The organism is Inquilinus sp. CA228, from assembly GCF_052078665.1.
Lineage (GTDB): Bacteria > Pseudomonadota > Alphaproteobacteria > DSM-16000 > Inquilinaceae > Inquilinus.
Window position 1 is genome coordinate 1 of the sequence record NZ_JBQJIK010000174.1, and the last position, 2,011, is coordinate 2,011.

Sequence of the window (2,011 nt, forward strand, 5' to 3'; positions counted from 1 at the left end):
CGATCAGCCGGTGCAGGAAATCGAGATCGAACTCGTTGTACTGGACCCAGTAGCTGCGTGCCGGGTATTTGTCGCCATTCATCAGGTTGATGGCGAAGTCGTCGCTGGAGAAGCCGAGCGCCTGTGGGTCTTCGAGCAGCTGGCGAACGACGCCGGCGACGTCGAGATCGCCGTCGGAGCCGAAGCTGCGGCTGTTGCGGGACAGGCCGAGCAGCCAGAGCCGGGGCGTGAGCACGAACTGGTAGCTGTAGTACCCGCCCGCCACCTCCGCCCCTTCGCGAAAGCCGGCGACGATGCCGTGGATCTGCCGCTCGCCGGCGTCCGAGCTGAACGAGAAGGTGGCGGCGCGGGCGACCAGATCCTCGGCCGACAGGGTCTCCGACCGGGAGACGACATCGATGACGAAGCGGTAGGGCCGGCCGAGTTCCTCCTCGCCCTCGAAGCGCACCACCTGGATGACGTCATCCGGCAGGCCCGTCACCGACAGCTCGAAGGCGATCTCAGCCATGGAGCACCGTCCTGGGTGCTAAGAGTCCGAAGCCACTAATGGCAGGATCTGCGCACGATGGAAGATGAACGTTCGTAATCATTCTTCTCGCCTTCCGACGTTTGCATTCGTTGCCGTCGCCGGTTAGTTTAACATCGCGAGCAATAGTGGTTGCGTTGTCCCGGTTCAGACCGATTTGGCTGACTGTTACTCCGTGCTCTCGGATCTCCATTGCAATGGAGGCTATGTCCGGGGTGGTGTGCAGCGCATCGTGGGGATGGATGTTGGCGATCGGCAGGCGCGAGTCCGGCTCCGCGCCGATGGTCCCGAAGCCTTTGCCCCAGTCGCTGTCACCGAAGACGCGCAGGCTCTTGCGCCACTCCCCCATCCCGATGGTCACGTCGAGGCTGGTGACGGATCGCCCGGCCGGAGCGTGGCAGCTGCCGAGCAAGGTGAAGTCCGCGCGCGGCTTGTGCGGGACGATGTCGCCGCCATGGATGGGGCTGTTGCCCTGGCCATCGTCGTGAGACATGAGGCCGCGGGGCTCGGGCTGATCCTCGATCGGCAGGGGCGCGTAGACCCCTCCGGCGACCAAATGGGCCCGCATCGTCGTGATGATGGTGAGAAGATGATCCTCCCTCCGGTAGCGGCCGACGACAGAGCCGGTCTGAAGGGGGGGCGTAGCATTGATGGTCATGCATCCCTCACGCGACTGCTGCTATGGTGTTTGCAGTAAGCGGACCCACAATGATGACTTCTCCTTCCGCCGTGATGGAGGTGGAGACCAGCTCTATCTCCGGCACAACGGCAACTGCATTGGGGGTTGTGACGATGATCTGTTCAGGGGTCGTCTGAATACAGGTCGTCCCGGCAGGATCTCCTATTTGGACTATAGGGCCGAGGATGGTGATTCCCAGCTCCGTGATCCGGAGCACGCTTGTGCCGACCTGCAGGGTAATGTCCGTTGGCCCGACTGCAATCGTCGGTTCGAAGATTGCTGCCTCCAACGCGGGGCGTTCGATCTTCTTGTAGGTGCTGGCGACCGTCGCCGCGACGATGGCCGCTGCCGTCGCTGCCGCCGGCGCGGCGGCGCGCGAGACCACCGCCGCCGCGGTGCTGAAGAAGGCTGGGGGAATGCCATCGATATATGCCGGGCCCAGCGTATCGAGCGTGGCCGTCAACGAGCCCGCCAGGGCGGTGAGTTTCGTCACCTTGGACGTAACCCCTAAGGCCGCGATGTTTTCCGCGACAATGGGGGTGCCGGTGACGGGGCGGGAGCCGATGACGACGGTGCCGGGGGTGAAGAAGGTCTGGCCGAGCGCGTTGAAGGAGCCGCTGGCCCCGAGATTGATATCGCCCTCACCGTTGACGTTGTATGTCTCTTGGCCGGCGCCGTGCTGGTTGATGGTCCAACCCGAGTAGTGCGTGTAGGACGCGGTGGTCGATACAGCGAGGCTCAGGCTGGTGTCGACGGCATAGCGCAACTCGGTGTTGTAGGTGACGCTGGTGCCGAAGCTGGTGCTC

3 protein-coding genes are annotated in these 2,011 nt (G+C 63.8%); all 3 read right to left on the reverse strand.

The annotated features are described in order from the left end of the window. A partial coding sequence (locus tag ACTOWL_RS37810; RefSeq protein WP_441326456.1) for a contractile injection system protein, VgrG/Pvc8 family occupies positions 1 to 508 on the reverse strand: 508 nt, incomplete at its 3' end. After that, on the reverse strand, positions 501 to 1,184 hold the full coding sequence (locus ACTOWL_RS37815; RefSeq protein WP_441326457.1) for a DUF2169 domain-containing protein: 684 nt from the start codon (positions 1,182 to 1,184) through the stop codon (positions 501 to 503). The genes ACTOWL_RS37810 and ACTOWL_RS37815, both read right to left, overlap by 8 nt. Positions 1,185 to 1,191: 7 nt before the next feature. Further along, a partial coding sequence (locus ACTOWL_RS37820; RefSeq protein ID WP_441326458.1) for a hypothetical protein occupies positions 1,192 to 2,011 on the reverse strand: 820 nt, incomplete at its 5' end.